This window comes from Arthrobacter sp. JCM 19049 (genome assembly GCF_001310435.1).
Window position 1 is genome coordinate 1 of sequence record NZ_BAXF01000918.1, and the last position, 567, is coordinate 567.

Annotated in this window: 1 pseudogene; it reads left to right on the forward strand. The window is 70.9% G+C overall.

The features are described 5' to 3' along the window. Window positions 1–279, forward strand: a pseudogene (locus JCM19049_RS17110) (zinc-binding dehydrogenase); the annotation flags it as partial. Between the last annotated feature and the right edge of the window lie 288 nt (window positions 280–567).

Sequence of the window (567 nt, forward strand, 5' to 3'; positions counted from 1 at the left end):
CGGTGCGGCGCGCGGCGGGCGGGTCGTCATGGTGGGGCTGCTGCCTCCGGGGAACAGCCTGCCCTGATCTCACTGGCGATCACCCGTGAGCTGGAGCTGGTCGGCTCCTTCCGCTTCAACGACGAGATCGACCAGGTGCTCACCGCCCTGGCCGACGGCTCGCTGAACATCGACGCCGCCGTCACCCACGAATACCCGCTGGCCGATGCGCTGCAGGCGTTCGAGACCGCGCGCAACTCAGCCGCATCGGGCAAGGTGCTGCTGCGTTTCGAGGCCTAAGCGGCCCGCGCCGGATCCGAGTGATTCAGCGCCTGACCATCCCGGCCGTGCACGCGTCCAGCCCCCAATGCCACGCGTGCACGGCCGACCCTCAGCCTGCGCACGCCTGGCTTGCCGCGATGATAGCTTGAGCCCATGCCCACACCGTCCCCCGCCCGAGCCAGACCCGCCCGCCAAGCCCACGGGGGTGAAACGCGCGTCCGGTCGGTGGCCGGGCAACCGGAACGGCGCCCGGGGGTGGGCCGTTGCTGAACTTCACGGTGGCGTTGGCCCCGATCGTGCTGGTCA